The organism is Pseudomonas sp. DW-iso17 (assembly GCF_058725345.1).
In genome coordinates, this window is sequence record NZ_JBZXEA010000045.1 from 134,944 (window position 1) to 154,089 (window position 19,146).

Annotated in this window: 15 protein-coding genes; 10 read left to right on the top strand and 5 right to left on the bottom strand. The window is 61.6% G+C overall.

The features are described from left to right. The first annotated feature begins 14 nt into the window (after positions 1 to 14). Both AC4PS6_RS24345 and yjiA read left to right on the top strand, forming a co-directional pair. Positions 15 to 212: a YbdD/YjiX family protein gene (locus AC4PS6_RS24345; RefSeq protein WP_003194308.1), complete on the top strand. Its 198-nt coding sequence runs from the start codon at positions 15 to 17 to the stop codon at positions 210 to 212. Between the two features lie 183 nt (positions 213 to 395). Beyond that, positions 396 to 1,352 (top strand): GTPase, encoded by a 957-nt coding sequence (gene yjiA, locus AC4PS6_RS24350; RefSeq protein WP_014720013.1) that lies wholly within the window; start codon positions 396 to 398, stop codon positions 1,350 to 1,352. A gap of 189 nt (positions 1,353 to 1,541) precedes the next feature. On the opposite strand, the gene glyA is transcribed toward yjiA, so the two are convergent. After that, entirely contained in the window at positions 1,542 to 2,795 is a 1,254-nt protein-coding gene (gene glyA, locus AC4PS6_RS24355; protein ID WP_003194304.1) for a serine hydroxymethyltransferase, read from the bottom strand. 231 nt (positions 2,796 to 3,026) lie between these two features. Further along, positions 3,027 to 6,878: a sensor domain-containing protein gene (locus tag AC4PS6_RS24360; protein WP_014720012.1), complete on the bottom strand. Its 3,852-nt coding sequence runs from the start codon at positions 6,876 to 6,878 to the stop codon at positions 3,027 to 3,029. Positions 6,879 to 7,163: 285 nt separating this feature from the next. On the opposite strand from AC4PS6_RS24360, the gene ettA reads away from it, so the two are divergent. After that, a complete protein-coding gene (gene ettA, locus AC4PS6_RS24365; RefSeq protein WP_014720011.1) occupies positions 7,164 to 8,828 on the top strand; it encodes an energy-dependent translational throttle protein EttA in 1,665 nt (554 codons plus the stop codon). A 66-nt stretch (positions 8,829 to 8,894) separates the two neighbouring features. On the opposite strand, the gene AC4PS6_RS24370 is transcribed toward ettA, so the two are convergent. Next, entirely contained in the window at positions 8,895 to 9,824 is a 930-nt protein-coding gene (locus AC4PS6_RS24370) for a LysR family transcriptional regulator (protein WP_336827039.1), read from the bottom strand. Between the two features lie 95 nt (positions 9,825 to 9,919). On the opposite strand from AC4PS6_RS24370, the gene AC4PS6_RS24375 reads away from it, so the two are divergent. From AC4PS6_RS24375 to gdhA, 7 genes are all read left to right on the top strand, one after another. Beyond that, entirely contained in the window at positions 9,920 to 11,113 is a 1,194-nt protein-coding gene (locus AC4PS6_RS24375) for an MFS transporter (RefSeq protein ID WP_336827038.1), read from the top strand. Positions 11,114 to 11,147: 34 nt separating this feature from the next. Then, positions 11,148 to 11,972, top strand: a complete 825-nt coding sequence (locus AC4PS6_RS24380) for a hypothetical protein (RefSeq protein WP_019818016.1) — start codon at positions 11,148 to 11,150, stop codon at positions 11,970 to 11,972. Positions 11,973 to 12,004: 32 nt separating this feature from the next. Beyond that, entirely contained in the window at positions 12,005 to 13,222 is a 1,218-nt protein-coding gene (locus tag AC4PS6_RS24385) for an MFS transporter (protein WP_073452129.1), read from the top strand. Between the two features lie 39 nt (positions 13,223 to 13,261). Next, positions 13,262 to 14,491, top strand: a complete 1,230-nt coding sequence (locus AC4PS6_RS24390; RefSeq protein ID WP_032904172.1) for a pyridoxal phosphate-dependent aminotransferase — start codon at positions 13,262 to 13,264, stop codon at positions 14,489 to 14,491. A gap of 24 nt (positions 14,492 to 14,515) precedes the next feature. Further along, positions 14,516 to 15,361 carry a hypothetical protein gene (locus AC4PS6_RS24395; protein ID WP_014720005.1) on the top strand — a complete coding sequence of 282 codons (846 nt, stop codon included), beginning with the start codon at positions 14,516 to 14,518 and terminating at the stop codon, positions 15,359 to 15,361. 48 nt (positions 15,362 to 15,409) lie between these two features. Then, on the top strand, positions 15,410 to 16,300 hold the full coding sequence (aepX, locus tag AC4PS6_RS24400; protein WP_492181050.1) for a phosphoenolpyruvate mutase: 891 nt from the start codon (positions 15,410 to 15,412) through the stop codon (positions 16,298 to 16,300). A gap of 346 nt (positions 16,301 to 16,646) precedes the next feature. Beyond that, entirely contained in the window at positions 16,647 to 17,984 is a 1,338-nt protein-coding gene (gdhA, locus tag AC4PS6_RS24405; RefSeq protein WP_336827036.1) for an NADP-specific glutamate dehydrogenase, read from the top strand. Here gdhA and AC4PS6_RS24410 read toward each other — a convergent pair. After that, positions 17,981 to 18,478, bottom strand: a complete 498-nt coding sequence (locus AC4PS6_RS24410; protein WP_014720002.1) for a GreA/GreB family elongation factor — start codon at positions 18,476 to 18,478, stop codon at positions 17,981 to 17,983. The two genes, gdhA and AC4PS6_RS24410, sit on opposite strands and share 4 nt — an antisense overlap. Positions 18,479 to 18,631: 153 nt before the next feature. Next, complete coding sequence (locus AC4PS6_RS24415) at positions 18,632 to 18,988, bottom strand: hypothetical protein (protein ID WP_106111433.1); 357 nt, start codon at positions 18,986 to 18,988, stop codon at positions 18,632 to 18,634. Positions 18,989 to 19,146: the final 158 nt, after the last annotated feature.

Genomic DNA, 19,146 nt, shown 5'->3' on the forward strand with positions numbered 1-19,146 from the left:
CGAGGATTGCAAGCATGTTCAATGACATCAGTCGCCTCGGTAAATACCTCGGTCAGGCCGCCCGCCTGATGGTCGGCATGCCCGACTACGACACCTACGTCGAGCATATGCAAACCAAACACCCGGACAAGCCGGTGATGGACTACAAGGCGTTCTTCCGGGAACGCCAGGAAGCCCGTTACGGCGGCAAGGGTGGGCCCAAGTGCTGCTGACCCGGTAACGCGGGCCAATGCAATATCCCTGTGGGAGCAGGGCTTTCTGTGGGAGCTGGCTTGCCTGCGATAGCATCACCTCGGTCTGACGCAAGCACCGAGTTGTCTGCATCGCAGGCAAGCCAGCTCCCACAGGGGCCTTTGCTCCCACATTTGTTTCTGTTTTTCTTCAAGGAGAATCTCTTGTCCTCTCCCATCCCCGTCACCATCCTCAGTGGCTTTCTCGGCGCCGGCAAGACCACCTTGCTGCGCCACCTGCTCAAAGCCGAGCACGGCTTGAAAATCGCCGTGATCGAAAACGAATTCAGTGACGCCGGTATCGACACCCAACTGCTGGGCGACGAGCCGGTGCAAGTGATGACCCTGTCCAACGGCTGCGTGTGCTGCACCATCCACACCGACCTGACCAAAGCCCTGTACCTGCTGCTGGAACGCCTGGACAGCGGCGAGATCGCCTTCGACCGGCTGGTGATCGAATGCACCGGCCTGGCCGACCCGGCGCCGGTGGCCCAGACGTTCTTCATCGACGAAGAACTGCGCGAGCGTTATATCCTCGACGGCATCATCACCTTGGTGGATGCGGCCCACGCCGAGCATCACCTGACCCAGACCATCGCCCAGGCCCAGATCGGCTTTGCCGACCGCTTGCTGGTGAGCAAACGCGACTTGGTAGACGACGCCAGCTTCGACGCCCTCAGCCAGCGCCTCACCCGCATCAACCGCCGTGCGCCGATTCGCGTAGTGGACCACGGCAAGATTGATTTGGCCGAGCTGCTGGACGTACGCGGCTTCAACCTCAATGCCGGCATGAGCCTGCGCCCGGTGAGTGCAGCGCCTTCGGTGGACCGTATTTCCAGCCTGGTGCTACGCACCGACCAGCCGCTGGATATCGACCGTCTCAGCGAGTTCATGAACGAGCTGCTGGAAGACCATGGCAAGCAACTGCTGCGTTACAAAGGCGTGTTGAACATTGCCGGGGAGGATCGACGCATGGTGTTCCAGGGCGTGCTGAAGCTGTATGGCTTCGACTGGGATACCGAATGGGCCGAGGGCGAGGCGCGGGAGAGTGTGATCGTGTTTATTGCCGATGAGCTGCCCGAAGACAAGATTCGCCAAGGCTTTGAGCGGGTCTACCAATGAACTCGGCTTGAAATGCACGCCAATGTGGGAGCTGGCTTGCCTGCGATAGCGGTGGGTCAATCACTGATGGGCTGACTGCACAACCGCCATCGCAGGCAAGCCAGCTCCCACACTTGACCCTGTTTCAAATTGAAATCGGCATAAAAAAGCCCGGCTCATGAGCCGGGCTTCTTATTCACGCAACTGCCATCAAGCGCCGTATACCGGCAGCTTCTTGCAGATGGCCTTGACCTTCTCACGTACCGCGTCGATCACGGCTTCGTTGTTCAGGTCGGCCAGGATGTCGCAGATCCAGCCCGCCAGTTCCTTGCACTCGGCTTCCTTGAAGCCACGGGTGGTCACTGCCGGGGTGCCGAAGCGCAGGCCGGAGGTGACGAACGGCGAACGTGGGTCGTTCGGCACGGAGTTCTTGTTCACGGTGATGAAGGCTTTGCCCAGGGCAGCATCAGCATCTTTACCGGAAATGTCCTGCTTGATCAGCGACAGCAGGAACAGATGGTTTTCAGTACCGCCGGACACCACGTCAAAGCCGCGCTCGATGAACACGCTGGCCATGGTCTTGGCGTTCTTGACCACTTGTTGCTGGTAGGTCTTGAACTCAGGCTGCAGTGCTTCCTTGAAGCAGATCGCCTTGGCCGCGATCACGTGCTCCAGCGGGCCGCCTTGGGCGCCCGGGAAAACGGCGGAGTTGAGCTTCTTCTCGATCTCGGCGTTGGCACGCGCCAGGATCAGGCCGCCACGTGGACCTCGCAGGGTCTTGTGGGTCGTGGTGGTGACCACGTCAGCGTAAGGCACTGGGTTGGGGTAAACGCCCGCAGCCACCAGACCGGCCACGTGGGCCATGTCGACGAACAGGTAGGCACCGACCTTGTCGGCGATTTCACGGAAGCGTGGGAAGTCCAGGATCTGCGAGTAGGCAGAGAAACCGGCCACGATCATTTTTGGCTTGTGCTCAACCGCCAGACGCTCGACTTCGTCGTAGTCGATCAGGCCGTTGGCATCGATACCGTACTGAACGGCGTTGTACAGCTTGCCGGAGGACGAAACCGTGGCGCCGTGGGTCAGGTGACCGCCGTGGGCCAGGCTCATGCCCAGGATGGTGTCGCCGCCTTGCAGCAGGGCCAGGTACACGGCGCTGTTGGCTTGGGAACCGGCGTGTGGTTGGACGTTGGCGTAATCGGCGCCGAACAGCTCTTTTGCACGGTCGATGGCCAATTGCTCAACCACGTCGACGTACTCGCAACCACCGTAGTAGCGCTTGCCTGGGTAGCCTTCGGCGTACTTGTTGGTCAGAACCGAACCTTGAGCCTCCATCACCGCAGGGCTGGTGTAGTTTTCCGAAGCGATCAGCTCAATGTGCTCTTCCTGGCGCACGGCTTCTTGCTCCATGGCGGCGAAGAGATCGGCGTCGTACTTGGCAATAGTCAAATCACGGCTGAACATGGCGGTCCTCAAGGATCGGGGGCAGAAAAGGAGGGCATTCTAACCCAATGGGTTTTAGATGGCATATGAAAGGACATCATGTCGCGGACAAGTGGGGCTCATCTGGGGATGGGCGGTGTCGGTACTGGCCCCATCGCAGGCAAGCCAGCTCCCACACTTGATCGGGTTCACACAGTCAAATGTGGGAGCTGGCTTGCCTGCGATGAGGCCCTCAGCCTCACCACGGCACTTTCAGTCAAACATGAACAGCGCATCATTACTGAACTGCACCTCAAACCGATTCGCCGGCATTGGCCGCCCGAACAGGTAACCCTGCACCTCATCACAGCCATGCTCACGCAGGAAGTCCAACTGCTCATGGGTTTCCACCCCTTCGGCAATCACCGCCAGGTTCAGGCTGTGGGCCATGGCAATGATCGCCCGGGCAATCTGTGCGTCCTGCTCACCCGAGGGCAGGCCGTCGACGAAGGTGCGGTCGATCTTCAGCACATCGATGGGGAATTGCTTGAGGTAGTTGAGCGACGAATAGCCGGTGCCAAAGTCATCCACCGCGATGCTCAAGCCCAGGTTTTTCAGGCTGGCGAGGATCTGCAGGGCTTCGTTGACTTCACGCATCAGGATACTTTCGGTCAGTTCCAGCTCCAGGCACGCCGGCGGCAGGCCGGTGTCCTTGAGAATGGTGGCGATACGCGTGCCCAGTTGGCCGTCGGAGAACTGCCGCGCCGAGATGTTTACCGAGACTTTAGGGACTCGCACCTTGTTCTGGTGCCAGGTCTTGAGCTGGCGACAGGCTTCGCCGATCACCCAGTCGCCCACATCCACCACCAGCCCGAGCTCTTCCAGCACCGGGATAAAGTCCCCGGGCGGTACCAGGCCACGGCGCGGGTGGCGCCAGCGCAGCAGGGCTTCGGCGCCGGTCAGGCGTTTGCCGTCGCCGCTGAATTGCGGCTGGTAATAGAGCACGAATTCGTTCTGGTCCAAGGCGTGGCGCAGGTCGCTTTCCAGTTCCAGGCGCTCCAGGGCGCTGGCGTTCATGTCGGCCTGGTAGAACTGGAAGTTGTTCTTGCCGCGCTCTTTAGCGTGATACATCGCCGTGTCGGCGTTTTTCATCAATTGGCTCAGCTCGTTGCCGTCTTGCGGGCTCAGGGCGATGCCGATGCTGGCGGTCACGAAGAATTCGCGGCCCTCCAGCACAAAAGGTTTGACCAGGCTGGCGAGAATCTGCTCGGCCACATGAATGGCGCGGTTCAGCGCCATGTCGCGGCTGACCCGTGGTTGCAGGAGCAAGGTGAATTCGTCGCCGCCCATGCGCGCCACGGTGTCGTCCTCGGCCACGCAGCCGAGCAGGCGCGTGGCCATTTCCTTGAGCATGCGGTCGCCGGCCGCGTGGCCGAGGGAGTCGTTGATCGGCTTGAAGCGGTCAAGGTCGAGGAACATCAGCACCACCCACGACTTCTGCCGTTCGGCGGACTGCAACGCGGTGTGCAGGCGGTCCTGGAACAGGGTGCGGTTGGGCAGGTGGGTCAGGGCGTCGTAGTAGGCCAGGCGGTGGATGCGCTGCTCACTGGCCTTGCGCTCGCTGATATCGCTGAAGAAACACACGTAACTGGCCAGGTCGCCTTCGTCGTCGAACACCGCGGTAATGCCCACCCAGGCCGGGTAATGCTCGCCATTGAGACGCTTGAGCCACACCTCGCCTTCCCAGGTGCTGTGCTGGTGCAATTGCTTGAGCACATAACGTAGATGGGCTTCCTGCTGCTCATCGACGGTGAGCATATTGGGCAACTGGTCGAGCACATCGCTCACCGCATAGCCGCTGACCCGGCTGAACGCCTCGTTGGCTTGCACGATATAACCGGCCGGGTCGGTGATCAGGATCGCCGAGGTGGAATGCTCGAATACCGTGGCCGCCATGCGCAGGTCTTTTTCGGCGCGGCGTTGCTGGCTGATATCGCGGCCCACGCCGAGGATGCCTTCAAACGCGCCATGTTCATCCCACACCAGCACCAGGCGCAGTTCTATCGGCACCTTGCGCCCGTCGGCGCGCAGGCAGTCGAACAGAAACAGTTGGGTCTGCAGTTCATCGCGCAAGGTGTTCAAGGCGTCGGGGTTGCCGAGGGCGCGGCTGACCTGTTCCATCAGGCTATAGATGCCGGTCAACTGCTGAGGGTTGGCAACGATCGACTGCCAGCCGTTCTTGAACACCCAGTCCACGTCATAGCCCAGGACGGTGTTGACCGAGGGGCTGATGTAGTTGAGGGCCAGTTGGCTGTCGGTGGAGCAGATCACGTCGCTGATGCTTTCGGCCAGCATCCGGTAGCGCTGTTCACTGTCGCGCAGCGATTCACTGGCCTCGATCTGGTCGGTAATGTCCTTGGCCACGCCGATGATCCGGGTGACCACCGTAGACGTATCGCGGGCCAGGGCCTGTTCGCGGATATCGAAGCGGCGCCACTGGTTATTGCGGTGACGAAAGCGCAGTTGGCAGTGCAATTGGGTCGTATAGCCGACCTGGCGTTGTTGTTGGCGCGCGTCATGGTAGTGCTCGGCGTCTTCGGGGTGCAGCAGGATTTCCCAGAAGTACTCACCCATTTGCTGCAACTCGGCTTTGTTGTAGCCCAGGGTGTGACCCAAATGATGGTTGCTGAAAATCATGCGCTGGCTGATCACGTCTTGCACATACAGGTGGTCGGGCACGGTGCGCACCACATCCGACCAGAAGCTTTCACGCTCCACCAGCGACAACTCGATCAGCTTGCGGCTGGTGATGTCGCTGATGCTGAGAATCACGGCCTTGACGTCATCCTGCTGCTCGGGCAAACGCATCACCAGCCACAGGTACTGTTCGTTGCCGGCCACGTCGTTGAGCTGGATTTCCAGCTCCAGCTGTTTTTGCCGGGTCAGTACGGCTTCCAGCACCTGATAGCCGATGGACGTGGCATTGCGCGGGCAGTCATCGATCAGGCGTTCCCACGCCTGCTCGCAGGACGCGACGTTGAGCAGGCGCACGGCCATCTGGTTGACCTCGGTGACGCGCAACTCCTTGAGCAGTTGCTTGCGCTCCGTGGGGTTGGCCTGCAACCAGGCGTGCAACTGCTCACGGCTTTGCACCTGGGTCTTGTTGCAAAACGCCTTGAGCCCCGACAGGTCCAACACGCACAACGCGACGCCGGTGCCTTCGAAGATGTCCTGGTAGCGTCGCCGGCCTTCGTTCACCTGGCGTTGGCGGCGGCGCATGTTGAGCAGCACGATCACCGGGATCAGCGAGAACGCCAGGCCCAGCAGGCACTTGCCGATAAAGGCGGGCAGTAGTTGTTCCAACACCGCGCTGCGGTCAAACATGCCGCGCAGTTGCCAATCGCTTTTGCTCAACGGCGTGACCAGCACGCTGCGGTTCAATTCATCCGGTGTCAGGGCGCCGGACCACTGCGCCGGCATGCCGCTGTCACGGCTGACCACACGATGGTTCAGGCTGTTCTCGATTGCCCACATCGGGCGCTGGCCCTGGACATCCTGGCGTGTGAGGTTGGCCAGATAATTGGGCGCCAGGCGCAAGGCCCAGTACACCTTGGAGCCACCGCTGGGTTGGTGCAGCAACAGATAGATGACCGTGCCGTCATTATCATTGCTCAGGTAGTAGGACTGGGCGTGACTGCGCTTGACCAGGTCTTCGAGCAGGGCACTGTCTTGGCTGCCTTCGGCAGTGTCGCTGATCAGTGCGCCGCTGGGGGCGAGCAGGGCGAAGCTGCGCAGGTCCGGTAATGAGCGCTGCAGCGTGCGCATCAGGGCCTGCTGCTGTTCGGCATTGCGCGGCGGCTCGACAATCGGCAACAGGTTCAGGGCGATCTGTGCGCTCAGGGCCATGTTCTGGCTGATCTGCTCGGCCAGGTCGGCGCTGTAGTCGATGGTGTATTGCTGTTGGTTTTTCTGGTTTTGCTGCAATTGGTCCAGCAGTTGCCAGAACAACAGGGCGAGCAACAGCAGGACAAGCGTCGCCAACGCGCCTTTCAAGGTGCCGTGCAGGGGCGCTCCCGGCGCAATATGAGCGGCGCGCAAGGGCGTGGGCGGCGTGACGTTGGACAAACTGTGATCCTGCGGTTTGGCTGGACTGGCGCGCGACGTGCACTATAAGCCGGACGCCCGAAGGGCGGCTAGCATGCCTTGAGTTGTGGCAAAGTGCCAGTCCTGCCTGGCTGGACTGCCCCAGCGCATTCAGGTAGCTTTGCCGGTTACGCGGGGGCGTTCCAGCCCCAGACATTCAGGCTTTTTTTGCTCGCTGGCATTGATGATAGTCAAAGGCCCGCGCGGCGCATGGCCTGGCACGGGCTTCGTCCGCTTAATTCATCAGTCACTGACGCTAGGTTCACCATGGCTCAATACGTCTTCACCATGCATCGGCTGGGAAAAGTTGTTCCGCCGAAGCGGGAAATCCTGAAAAACATTTCGCTGTCCTTCTTCCCAGGCGCCAAGATCGGCGTGCTCGGCCTCAACGGTTCGGGTAAGTCCACCCTGCTGAAAATCATGGCAGGCGTCGACACCGAGTTCGAAGGCGAAGCCCGTCCGATGCCGGACCTGAACATCGGTTACCTGCCGCAAGAGCCGATCCTGGACCCGACCAAGACCGTGCGCGAAGTGGTCGAAGAAGCCGTCAGCGTGATCAAGGACGCCCAGGCCCGCCTTGATGAGGTGTACGCCGCCTACGCCGAACCGGATGCCGACTTCGACAAGCTGGCTGCCGAACAGGCCAAGCTCGAAGCGATCCTGCAGGCGGGCGATGGCCACAACCTGGAGCGCCAACTGGAAGTCGCCGCCGATGCGCTGCGCCTGCCAGCCTGGGACGCCAAGGTCGAGCACCTGTCCGGTGGTGAGAAGCGTCGTGTGGCCCTGTGCCGCCTGCTGCTGTCGGCCCCTGACATGCTGCTGCTCGACGAACCGACCAACCACCTGGACGCCGATTCCGTCGCCTGGCTGGAGCACTTTCTGCACGATTTCCCGGGCACCGTGGTTGCGATCACGCACGACCGTTACTTCCTGGACAACGTCGCCGGCTGGATCCTCGAACTCGACCGCGGCGCCGGTATCCCTTACGAGGGCAACTACTCCGGTTGGCTGGAAGCCAAGTCCGACCGTCTGGCCGCCGAATCCAAGCAGCAATCGGCCCACGAAAAAGCCATGAAGGAAGAACTGGAGTGGGTGCGCAAAGGCGCCAAGGCCCGCCAGTCCAAATCCAAGGCCCGTCTGCAACGCTTTGAAGAAATGCAGTCGCAGGAATTCCAGAAGCGCAGCGAAACCAACGAGATCTACATCCCGGCCGGTCCGCGCCTGGGTGACAAGGTCATCGAGTTCAAGAACGTGACCAAAGGCTATGGCGACCGCGTGCTGATCGACAACCTGTCGTTCGCCATGCCAAAAGGCGCGATCGTCGGCGTTATTGGTGGTAACGGTGCGGGTAAATCCACACTGTTCCGCATGCTGATGGGCAAGGAAACCCCGGACTCCGGCAGCATCGAGATCGGTGACACCGTGCAACTGGCCTGTGTGGACCAGAGCCGCGACGACCTCGACGGCAGCAAGACTGTGTTCCAGCAGATCTCTGACGGTTCCGACCAGATCCGTATCGGCAACTATGAAATCCCGTCGCGCACCTACGTCGGCCGTTTCAACTTCAAGGGCGGCGACCAGCAGAAGTTCGTCAAGGACCTGTCCGGTGGTGAGCGCGGTCGCTTGCACCTGGCCCTGACCCTGAAAGAGGGCGGCAACGTGTTGCTGCTCGACGAACCGTCCAACGACCTCGACGTTGAAACCCTGCGTTCCCTGGAAGAAGCCCTGCTGGACTTCCCGGGCGCCGCCATTGTGATCTCTCACGATCGGTGGTTCCTTGACCGCGTCGCGACCCACATCCTGGCGTACGAAGATGACTCCCAGGCGGTGTTCTTCGAAGGCAACTACACCGAGTACGAAGCCGACCGTAAGAAGCGCTTGGGTGAGGCCGCTGCCCAGCCGCACCGTGTGCGTCACAAAAAGCTGGCCTGATGCTGCAATAGCCGCAACAGCCTGTTGAAAAAATACCCCTCACGCAGGGGTATTTTTTTGCCCGCGTTATGCCGGAAGCGTCGTGGGCGCCAGCGTTGGGCGGCTGCGCAGCAATTCTTCGACCACCCCCATAAACGCCTCGACCAACAATGAGCGTGACGGTGAGCGCGTGAGTATCAGCAGGTGTACCCAGGCTTCGGGGTCTGCCAAGGGGCGGTAGACCACGCCTTCCCTGGCCAGGGTGCGGGTGCACTGGGGCACGAGCGAGACACCTTGGCCTGCCGCCACCAGGGCGATGATCGAGGTGATCTGGCGCCCAGCAGGGCCCGGGCGCAGCGCCAGGCCGCGGCGTTGATACAGGTGCTCGATGGAGCCGTTGAGGCCCGAACCGTAGTCGCTGGGGAACAGAATCAACGGGTACTCACTGAGCTGGGCGAGGGTGACTTCGTCCTGGTCCGCCAGCGGGTTGTCGCTGCAAAGCGCCGCCACCAGCGGTTCTTGCCCCAAGGACAAAGCCTCGACGCCGGTTTGCCCGGCCTCCGGCAGCAGGCGGCTCATGCCGATGTCGATGCGCCCGTCCAGCACGTGCGTGTGCAGGCTGCCGGAAGCGCTCTCCACCAGGGTCAGTTGCACATCGGGAAAACGCTGGGCGAAGGCTTGCAGGGTTTGGCTGAAGAGTTCCGACAACGCGATCGAGCTGGCATAGCCTACGACCAGTTGGCCAGTCGAGCCGGCAGCCAGCTTGGCGGCGATGTCTTGTGCAAGCCTGGCGTGCTCCAGCGCTGCGCGGGCATACGGCAAAAAGTGCTGGCCTTGGGCGGTCAGTGTGACCGTGCGACTGGTGCGGTCGAACAGGCGAAAGCCAAGCTCGGTTTCCAGGGCCGAAATCTGCCGCGTCAGGGGCGGCTGGGCAAGGTGCAGGCGCTGGGCTGCGCGGCCGAAGTGCAGCTCTTCGGCGACCGTCAGGAAGTACCGTAACTTGCGTAGATCAAGCATTCTGTTTCCTGGGTATTGATCGGTCCGAATTCGGTATTGGTGTTCCCTGCGCTGGGTATTCTATAAACATCCTCGACTATAAGACGAGAGGCCACATGAACCCGCGCATGCATCACGCCCGCTTCGCCGTGTTCCTGTGTGGCTGTGCGGCGTTTCTGAATCTTTATGCGACACAGAGCATCCTGCCTGCGTTTGCCGAAAGCTTCCAGGTGAGTGCCCGACAGGCAGGGTGGAGCATCACGGTGACCACGTTGGCCGTGGCGTTGACCGCGCCGTTTGTCGGGCGCCTGACCGGCCGTTTCGAGCAGCGCACGGTGATTGCCGTGGCTGCATTGCTGCTGGCGCTACCGACGCTGCTGACGGCCTATGTGGACAGTTTTGCCGAGCTGCTGGTGTGGCGTTTTGTCGAAGGGATGTTGATTCCCGTGGTGTTCGCCACCAGCGTGGCCTACATCGGCGATCGCTGGCGCGCGGCCAGCGTTACCGAGATCACCAGTTTGTACGTCGCGGGGACGGTGCTCGGTGGGTTTGCCGGGCGCTTTGTCTCGGGTGTCATGACCCAATATGTGGGCTGGCGCGAAGCCTTCGAACTGTTGGCGGTGATCAGCCTGCTGGTCGGCCTGCTGATTGTGTGGCTGTTGCCGGCCAATCCGGTGGCGCGGCCCGGCGTTGCGGCCGTGGGCATGCACGGGGTGCGCCGGCTCCTGCGCAAACCCTTGCTGGCGGCCTATGGCGTCGGTTTCTGCGTGCTGTTCTCCCAAGTCGCAACCTTTACCTATGCCGGGCTGCATCTCAGCCAGGCCCCGTTCAACCTGGGCGCTGCAGCCTTGGGCACTTTGTATGCGGTGTTCCTGCTGGCGCTGGTGGTCATTCCTGTTGCGGGGCGCTTGAGCAAATCGCGACCACAATCGCAGTTACTGACCGGCGCTGTGGCGCTCGGCATCTGTGGCTCGGCGCTGACATTGTTGCCGTCCCTGTGGCTGATCGTGCTGGGGCTGGCCCTGAGCTCCACCGGCGTATTCCTGGCACAGGCATCCGCCAATGCGTATATCGCCACCACGGCGGGCCCGGACAAGTCCGGCGCCGTGGGGCTGTACCTGACCGGTTATTACCTGGGCGGCAGCGCCGGCGCCGTGGCCCCGGCCATGCTCTGGAATCAATGGGGCTGGCCAGGCTGCGTGGCGTTGGTCGCAGGTTTTCAGCTGTTGTCGCTGGCGATTGCCCTGCTGGGCTGGAAACCGGTAAAGCCCCAGGCCCTGATCGCCGGACAGCGCGGCAAACCAGCCTGATTTTTCATCCAATAAAGGACTATGAGAGGTGAACATGACTAACACCGTGATCAAGCGCAGCCAGTTGTTGAAGCTCATCGAACCGGTATTGAACGACATGCCGGCCGGTGCATTGCGCCACGCGCTGTTCGAAGCCTTCTGGGCTCAGGAAGACGCGCTGGTGGATATCGAAGACGCTTTTGCGCGACTCACCTCGCGTCGGCATTCGCCGGCGGTACTGCGCAAGTTCTTCGCCAGTTGGTCCAAGACCAATAATTCGGCAGCCAGTGTGTCCGGCCTGGCCAACCGCATTACCTTGCTGGCGCGCTCCGATGAAGGCTCCGCCGCCGCGGCGCAGTTGTACCGCGCCTGCGGCAGCCTGCAACGCATCACCGATGAAGATCTGGGCGCGTTGGGCAACACCTTGCACGCAGACCTGTTCTACACCATGGCCACCGCGCTGTGCGGTGATGACCAGTGGATATTGAAGGACAATTGCCTGCCCTCGGCACAGGCGTTCAAGGACTGGACCGACACCCGCCGCCTGCGTGATCGCGACCTGCTGCAGGGGTTGCTGACCACGTTGATCCACGAGGTGTACACCCATGGCGAAGTGGAATTCATCCACCCGTTGTACTCGCAGTGGTTCGTGCGGGACATGGGCGTGCCGCCGGAGAAATCCCGTGCGACGGTGGCCTGGGTCACGGTGCACACCGGCGGTACTGAGAGCAACCATTTCGCCCATGCGGTGGCGGCGGTGAATGAGTTCACCACTGCCATGCAGATTGAAGTGGACCCCGCCACGGCACGCGACATTTTCGCCCAATACCTGCAGCGTAAAGCCAGTGTGATGAGCGACTGTGCGCAGTTGCTGGGTTAACCCGGCGTTTTGCCTGAGAGCCTCTGACCCAGATGAACACCCTGAAGCAGACCGCAACGCCATCGTTGTCGCCGCCTGACCCGGTCAGCGTGCGTCGCCGCGCTCTGGTGGCCGGCTGCGGCGCGCATGCCGTGCACGACGGGCTGACCGATGTGATTTATGTGCTGTTGCCGATCTGGCAAGCGCAGTTCGGCCTCAGCTACGCCCAGATCGGCCTGTTGCGCGGTGCCTATGCGGGCATGATGGCCGGTTTTCAGTTACTGGCCAGCCGGGCTGCCGCGCGCTGGGGGCGTGAACGCTTGCTGGTAGGTGGCACGGCGTTGGCGGGCCTGGCCTACCTGCTGGCCGGCCAGGCCGGTGGGCTGGGCGTGTTGTTATTCGCGCTGCTGCTGGGCGGGCTCGGCGCGAGTACGCAGCACCCGCTGGCCTCGTCGTTGATCACCGATACGCACGAGGCCGGCGGGGGCGTCAAACAAGCGCTGTCGCAGTACAACTTCAGCGGCGATATCGGCAAGACCCTGATCCCGGGGCTGATCGGCCTGTTGCTGGCGGTCATCAGTTGGCGCGCCAGTGTCACCCTGCTGGGTGTACTCGGGTTGCTGGCGGCAGGCCTGTTGTGGTGGCTGATCCCGGCACGCACCGAGGCGACGGCGGCGCCGCTGAAAGCCACCCGTACGGGCGGCGGCGCCGGCTCTGCGAGCGGCCTGCGTGCGCTGATCGTGACCGGCACGCTGGACAGCGCCGTGCGCATGGGTTTCCTCACCTTCCTGCCGTTTTTGCTCAAGGCCAAGGGCGCCGGGCCTGCGGGCATCGGCCTGGCGCTGACGATGCTGTTCGTCGGGGGCGCCTTCGGCAAATTGTTGTGCGGTTACCTCGGTGCGCGCATCGGCATGATGAAAACGGTATGGGCCACGGAGTTCACCACGGCCGTGTTGATCGTCATGGCGGTGTACTTGCCCTACGCCGGCTTGATGGTGATGTTGCCGCTGCTGGGGCTGGCGCTGAACGGCACGTCGTCGGTGCTGTACGGCGCAGTCCCGGACCTGGCAGGGCCGGGCAGGCGCGACCAGGCGTTCGCCGTGTTCTACACCGGCACCATCGGTGGCGGCGCCTTGGCGCCGGTGCTGTTCGGCAGCCTTGGGGATGCCACCGGTGTGCCCATGGCCGTCCTGTTGCTGGCCGCCACCCTGTTGCTGACCTTGCCGCTGTCCTGGCGGGTTCAGCAAGGGCTGGAGGCCCAAGCCCGGTAGGGCGAACGAACGTTCCAACGTGTTCTGGCAGGTGTAACAATGAATAACAGTGAACCGTCTGCCGTGTCATTGCCGTTGTCCCAGCGTGCGCAACGTCTTAGCGCACCCGGCACATCCAGCATGCGCAGTAAAGCCAATGCCTTGAAAGAAGCCGGCGTCAACGTGGTCAACTTTGCCGCGGGCGAATTGTCCTTCGATGCCTGCCCGGTGATGAAAGCCGCCGCGGCCGATGCGCTCGCCACTGCCCGCAACCGCTACACGCCGCCCATCGGCCTGCCCCAGCTTCGCCACGCGCTGGCGCAGCAGGTCACTCAGCGCTGCGGGGTGAATTACGCCGCCGATGAAATAGCGGTGACCGCTGGTGCCAAGCAGGCGCTGTACAACGCCGCGATGGTGCTGCTCAATCCGGGGGATGAAGTCATCGTCGCGGTGCCGTACTGGGAAACCTTCCCCACCCAGATCCAACTGGCCGGTGGCGTTCCCGTCTATGTCGACACGGCTGCGGATGACTATCGCCTCACCTGCGCAGCGGTCCAGAAGGCCCTGACCCCGCGCACCCGGATGATTGTGATCAACACCCCGAACAATCCGACGGGCACGGTTTATCAGCGCGAAGAACTGCTGGGTATTGCCCGGCTCGCCTTCGCACACAGGCTTTGGGTGGTGTTCGACGAGTGTTACCGCAAACTGGTGCGCGCGCCCCATGAACATCACAACATCGTGTCGCTGTTTGCGCCGCTCAAACATCAGACGGTACTGGTCGATTCGTTTTCCAAGAGCCACGCGGTCACCGGCTGGCGGGTAGGGTATGCGTGCGCGCCCGCCCCAGTCATCGCCGCCATGCACAACCTGCAAGGGCATACGACGTCCAACCCCAGCAGCCTGTCCCAATATGCCGCGCTCGGCAGCCTGATGGCGGACGCGCCGCACTTTACCCGCCAGGTCAATGCCTTCCTCGACCAGCAATTGCTCGTGGCCTGCACCTGCCTGGGGCATGTCGACGGCATTCGGTGCGCCCCGCCGGAAGGGGCGTTCTATCTGTTTATCGATGTGTCCCGCAAGTTGGGGGGCCGCTACCTGGGCACCGTTATTCGTGACGTCGACCACTTGGCCGATCTGTTATTGACCGAGGCCCATATCGCGGTAGTGCCCGGCTCTGGCTGTGGCGACGAAAACAGCATCCGCATCTCCTACGCCGTTGAGCGTGAAGCGCTGATTGAGGGCCTCACACGCTTTAGTCGTTTCATGTCAGAAATCGTTGCGCATTAACCCCACCTTAAAAGGATATGAGCCGTGGAAAATCTGAGCCGCCAATTGATCGGGTACGTGAACCAGGCGCTGGTGGATGTCGAGGACGGACATCTGGTCCAGGCCCTGCTCAGCGGTTTCAACAGTCAAACCGCCGCGCTGGACACGTACTGCGAGACCTATGTCGACATGACCTCCAGTAATTGGAGCGAGTCGTCACTGTGTACGTTCTTCTGTGGCTGGCGTAGCCCGGACGGCGCCGCCCATGCCGTCTCGAGCGTCATCGTGCGCATCCTCCAGGAGTCGGCATCGTTGACGGATGACGCCCGGTTGAAAATGCTCGAAGCGGCGGCCCATTGTGGGGAGATCATTGTCGAGGACATCGGGCTGGGTGAAATGCATGGGCATCCGCACCATTCCAAGCTGTATTACCGCATGGCTTCGGCCATCTGCGGCTCCGATGATTGGCGCCTGCAAGACAAATTCCTCAACCCGATTACCAAAGAGTTCTCCGGTTGGGTGGGGGAAAAACGCCCATTGGCGCCGCAACTCATCGAAGCGCTGGAAATGATGGCCATGACGGAGTTGTTCAATACCGGCGAATACAACCTGATGACCCCGCTATGGAAGCAGTGGTTGCGCGATGTACGGGGCTACAGCGCCGGTGAGGCCAGCCGCGTCGCAAGTTTTCTCAGCGTGCATTGCGGCAGCGTGGAAGCACGCCACTTCAAGCATGCCGCTGAGGCGTTGCGGCTGTATGCCAGCGCCACCGGGCAGGCCGTGGATTACGCGCGTATCGCGCGGCTCTCCAGGGAGTACGTGGCCAGGGCCTGCGAACATCTGCAAAAGATGGCGTCGGTGCTCAAGTGCGAACAGCCCGCCTGGGATTGAGGCTGTCCGATAACCCTTGTTGTGCCGCTGATAAGGAGCCTGAACCCTATGATGGATACCGAAGCGCGCCGACGCCCTCTGTCGGCGCTATTGGATAGCAACCGTTGCCTGCGTGTACTCGAAGCCCATAGCCCGATATCGGCGTTGCTCGCGCAGCGCGCCAGGCTGGAAATCAGCCCAGGGCATTCGGTGGGGTACGACGCCATCTGGTCGAGTTCGCTGACCGACTCGACCCAGCGCGGGTTACCCGACATCGAAATTCTTTCGCCCAGTAACCGATTGCCGGGGATTCGCGAAATCTTCGATGTGTGCTCGCTGCCGCTGATATTCCATGCCGATACCGGCGGTAAGGCCGAACATTTCGCGATTCATATCAAGATGCTGGAGCGCGCAGGCGTCTCGGCGGTGGTGATCGAAGACAAATGCGGCCTGAAGAAGAATTCACTCTTGGGCATCGAGGTCGACCAGGCGCAGGAGTCCATCGAGGCCTTTTGCGCCAAGCTCCAGGCCGGGTGCACGAGTCGCACCGGCTCAGGGCTGATGATGATTGCCCGGTGTGAAAGCTTGATCCTGGATCGCGGCATGGAAGAGGCGATGGCGCGGTGCCTGGCGTATGTGGAGGCGGGGGCGGATGGCATCATGATCCACAGCCGCAAGCAGGATGGCCTGGAAATCCTGGAATTCGCCCGGCAGTTTCGCCTGCAGCGGCCCAGAGTACCGCTGATTTGCGTGCCGACCAGCTATGTTCACCTGAAGTTCGAGGTGCTGGAGCGAGCAGGTTTCAACGCGGTGATTTATGCCAATCACATGTTGCGCAGTGCCTACCTGGCCATGCGCGATACCGCCGTCGGCATACTCGCCAATGGCAGGACGCTGGAGCTGGAGCCACGTTGCTTGGGCATCGACGAGATACTCGACCTGGTGCCCGGTACGCGCTAGAGACATGCGCGGGTCTGTGGGCAAATGCTGTGCGGGCTTGCTCGCGAAAGCGGTGGGTCAGTCGCTGCATCTGTAACTGCACCGCCGCTATCGCAGGCAAGCCAGCTCCCACATGACCGGTGTACTCGATCCAATGTGGGAGCTGGCTTGCCTGCGATAACGGCCTACCTGTTGGTGCAAAACTCAGAGTGAAATCCCCATTTAAGGGCAAAAGAAGGCAGTTATTTATACTTATTGCACCATTTGATTTCACAAAGGCGACATTTTGCCCTGTCACGGTGCGAAACGAATTGATAAAGTCCGGCTCAATCTCCGTTTAACAACAATCAATTTGCCGAGACTGTTCATGACCGAATCCGTCGATTCCTTCCTTGCCCGCCTCAAGAAACGCGACCCGGACCAACCGGAATTCCACCAGGCTGTAGAAGAAGTCCTGCGCAGCCTGTGGTCCTTTCTTGAAGCCAACCCGCACTATCTGACCTCGGGAATTCTGGAGCGCATCTGCGAGCCGGAACGCGCGATCACGTTCCGGGTGTCGTGGGTGGATGACCACGGCAAGGTCCAGGTCAATCGCGGTTTCCGTATCCAGATGAACAGCGCCATTGGGCCCTACAAAGGTGGCTTGCGCTTCCACCCTTCGGTCAACCTGAGTGTGCTGAAATTCCTCGCCTTCGAACAGACCTTCAAGAACTCCCTGACCTCGCTGCCCATGGGCGGCGGCAAAGGCGGCTCGGACTTCGACCCCAAGGGCAAGAGCGACGCCGAAGTGATGCGCTTCTGCCAGGCGTTCATGAGCGAGCTGTACCGCCACATCGGTGCGGACGTGGACGTACCGGCCGGCGATATCGGCGTGGGCGCACGGGAAATCGGCTTCCTGTTCGGCCAGTACAAACGCCTGAGCAATCAATTCACCTCAGTGCTGACCGGCAAGGGCATGACCTATGGCGGTAGCCTGATCCGCCCGGAAGCCACCGGTTTCGGCTGTGTGTATTTCGCCGAGGAAATGCTCAAGCGCCAAGGCCAGAGCGTCGAAGGCAAGCGTGTGGCCGTGTCCGGCTCCGGTAACGTGGCGCAGTACGCGGCGCGCAAGGTCATGGACCTGGGCGGCAAGGTGATTTCCCTGTCGGATTCCGAAGGCACCCTGTACGCCGAAAGCGGGTTGACCGAAGAACAATGGTCGGCCCTGCTGGAGCTGAAAAACGTACAGCGCGGGCGTATCAGTGAGCTGGCCACACGTTTCGGCCTGGAGTTCCGCAAAGGCCAGGCGCCGTGGGAACTGGCCTGCGATATCGCACTACCTTGCGCCACCCAGAACGAACTCGACGCCGAAGCAGCGCGTACCTTGCTGCGCAACGGTTGCCTCTGCGTGGCCGAAGGCGCGAACATGCCGACCACGTTGGAGGCTGTGGATATCTTTATCGACGCGGGCATTCTGTTTGCACCGGGCAAGGCGTCCAATGCCGGTGGTGTGGCGGTGAGCGGCCTGGAAATGTCGCAAAACGCCATGCGCCTGCTGTGGACCGCCGGGGAGGTGGACAGCAAGCTGCACAACATCATGCAGTCGATCCACCATGCCTGTGTGCATTACGGTGAAGAAAACGGCCGTATCAACTACGTCAAGGGCGCGAACATCGCGGGCTTCGTGAAAGTGGCTGACGCGATGCTGGCCCAAGGCATCGTTTAAATCTCGGGTTCGACGCGTAACACTTCGATCAACTGATCGCCGACGGGGCGCTGCCACAGCACCTCGTCGCCCACCTGGGCGCCCAACAAAGCACGGCCCAGGGGCGAGCCCCAGTTGATCAAGCCTGCGTTGGCATCGGCCTGGTCTTCACCGACCAACTGGATGCGCTGCTGTTCGTCCTGCTCGTTGGCGAACGTGACCCAACTGCCGATCTGCACCTTGTCGGTGGACGTGGCCGGCGCGACTACCTGGGCACTCTGCACTCGTTGGTTGAAGTAGCGCAGGTCCCGCTCAAGATCCGCCTGGCGCTGTTTATCGGCCTGCTCACCCTTGGCGGCTTCGTCGCTGTGCTCCCCTTGCAACTGCGCCACCTTGGCCTGCAATTGCGCCAACCCTTGCGCGGTCAGGCGGTTAGGTTGCGCGCTGACCTGGCGCTCCACCGGCTGATCAGCCTGGGCCGCCGCGTTATCTTCATTTACAAAAGCTCGGCTCATGGCGTTCTCCTTCCTATGGAAGTTGGGCCACGTTCGCGGGCTGATCGTTCCCACGCTCCGCGTGGGAATGCATCCTGTGACGCTCCGCGTCACGACCTCGCGAGCGGACGCGGAGCGTCCAGGGCGGCATTCCCACGCGGAGCGTGGGAACGATCAGCGTGAGCGATAGGCTTTGGCGGCGTCACGATCTTTTTCCTGCTGCCAATCGCGCTCGCGGTCGTCCCTGCGGTTTTCCTCGTAATCGCGCAGTTCCTGGTTCTCGCGCATGGCCTTGCACTGACGAAACCCATCTTCCCAACCTTCGGCGTATGGCCGGTCTTTGAGGTAGCGTGGCACATTCTTGCGAAACGCCCCGGTAATCACCCCAGCGGCCTGGCGACCGCTGCTGCAACCGTCATCAAAACCATCGGCGAAGGCGGGTGGATAACCTTTGGCCAGCAATTCCTGATGGGTTGACTGGCAACCCGACAACCCCACCACCGCGCACAGCATGACCGCATACCGCCACATGGCGTACTCCCTGGCCGTTTTACGGCTGATAAGGGAAGTCTAGAAGGGGATTTGTTGGGGCGGTGTGAAAGGCAGGTCAGAAAGTTGTGGGCCGAGTATAAAACCTGTGGGAGCTGGCTTGCCTGCGATGGCGGTGCGTCAGTCACTTGAACCTTGGC